The 1973-nt window shown below is 64.3% G+C and carries 2 protein-coding genes and 1 pseudogene; all 3 read right to left on the bottom strand.

Translation table 11 applies throughout. The features are described 5' to 3' along the window. Window positions 1–179, bottom strand: a pseudogene (locus tag EN984_RS39115) (glycoside hydrolase family 127 protein); the annotation flags it as partial. A 14-nt stretch (window positions 180–193) separates the two neighbouring features. Beyond that, entirely contained in the window at window positions 194–1051 is an 858-nt protein-coding gene (locus tag EN984_RS32680) for a carbohydrate ABC transporter permease (RefSeq protein WP_127272570.1), read from the bottom strand. After that, window positions 1051–1905, bottom strand: coding sequence for a sugar ABC transporter permease (locus tag EN984_RS32675; protein WP_164765832.1), 855 nt, complete (start codon window positions 1903–1905; stop codon window positions 1051–1053). Before EN984_RS32675 ends, EN984_RS32680 begins: the two co-directional genes overlap by 1 nt. Between the last annotated feature and the right edge of the window lie 68 nt (window positions 1906–1973).

Here is a 1973-nt window from a genome sequence, read left to right as displayed (position 1 = left end):
GGATCGATCTGCTCCAGCATGCGGGCCTCGACGCAGCGCTCGTAGAGGATGTCGGCGGTGCGTGTGGCGACAGCGTCGGCGCGGTCGCCCCAGAAGCCGTGCACGTCGACCTGCGGCACCGGCAGCGGGCGGAAGGCGAGCTTCGGTTTTCCGGTTTTTGCGGATGGCGATGCGGTCATGAACTTACTCCATTCTATTTGACGGCCCCGGCCATCAGGCCGCGGATGTAGAAGCGCTGCAGCGCCAGGAAGAGGATGAGGCACGGCACCATCATCACGGTGACGCCCGCCTGCACCGCGCCCCAGTCGATGGCGCCGAAGCGGCCCGACTGCAGTGCGGTCATCATCACCGGCAGCGTGAACTTGGACTGGTCGGTCATCAGCACGAGGGCGGCGAGGAATTCGTTCCAGGCGCCGAGGAAGGCAAACAGGGCGATGGTGACCACGCCCGGCCAGACCAGCGGCAGCATCACTTTCAAAAGCATGGTGAGATTGCTGGCGCCGTCCATGCGGGCGGCCTCCTCGATTTCGCGCGGCACGGCGTCGAAGGCGTTGCGCATCATGAAGATCGAGAACGGCAGTTGCAGCGTCACATAGACGCCGACCAGGCCGGTCAGGGTGTTGTGCAGGCCAAGCTTGGTCAGCACCAGGAAGATCGGCGTCAGGATCGACTGAAACGGGATCATGATCGTCGACAGGATGAGGATGAAGAACAGGTCCTTGAACGGAAACCGGAACCGCGAAAAGCCGTAGCCGGCCAGCACGCTGACGGCGACCGACAGCACCACCGTCATCACCGAGACATAGATGCTGTTTTGCGCCGAGACCCACAGCCCGTCGCCGAAGCTGTTGAGCGTGGCATAGTTCTCCAGCGAGAACCCCGACGTCGGCCACGGCGGCAGCGGCGGCAGGCGTGCTTCGGCCGCCGGCTTGAACGCCGACAGCACCGCCCAAACAATCGGCGCGGCGAACAGCACCGAGGCGACGATGCCGGTAGAATGCTCTGCGACGCGGCTCAGGAGCCGGCGGCTACGGGAGGCTGCCTGCGCCATCAGTCGAGACCCTCCGGCTTGCGCAACAACCATAGCTGGACGAGGCTGAGCGCCACCAGGATGACCAGCAGCACCATGGAAAGTGCCGCGCCATAGCCGAGCTTGAACGACACGAAGGACTGGTTGAAGATCCAGTAGACCGCCGTCAGCGTCTGGTTGCGCGGGCCGCCGCGCAGGATGATGTAGAACTGGTCGAAGGCGAGGATCGAGCCGGCGACCGACAGGATCAGCGCCAGCGCCAGCGTGCGGCGCATCAGCGGCAGGGTGATCGCCCTGAACCTGGCGAAAGGCCCGGCACCGTCGATGACGGCCGCCTCCTGCAGGTCCTGCGGGATCGATTGCAGGCCGGCCATCAGGATGATCATGGTGAAGCCGGCGACCTTCCAGACGACCATGGCGATGATCGACCAGAAGGCCGGCTGGAAGGTGGCCAGAAGGTTGAACTTCCTGTCGATCAGTCCGAGGTCGTAGGCAGCCGGGCTGAACAGGCCGGAATCGACATTCAGCAACCACGACCAGAGCAGGCTGGCCGAGGCGAAACCGACAACCGCCGGCATGAAGAACATGGTGCGGTAGAGATTGGTCAGCGGCCGCGGCCGTTCGACGAACAGCGCCAGCGGAAAGGCCACCACGAAGATCGCGATGGTGACGATCACCGTGTAGAAGGCGGTGAAGCGCAGCGCGTTCCAGAACCTGGTGTCGCGCAGGATGGCGACGTAGTTGCCGAGGCCGATGTAGCTATGCTCGCCCATCAAGGGCCAGTTGTGCAGCGACATCCACGCCGTCATGCCGAGCGGGATCAGGAAAAAGACGACGACCAGCGCGACAGCCGGCGCGACATAGAGCAGGCCGATCCATTGTTGGCGGCTGGCGCGCTGGTCGTCGTCTTTTTCCTGATCCCGCTCGGCATGACGGCGTGGAT

It is taken from the genome of Mesorhizobium sp. M7A.F.Ca.CA.004.12.1.1, assembly GCF_003997835.1.
Lineage (GTDB): Bacteria > Pseudomonadota > Alphaproteobacteria > Rhizobiales > Rhizobiaceae > Mesorhizobium.
This window is presented reverse-complemented; position numbering and strand designations above follow the sequence as displayed.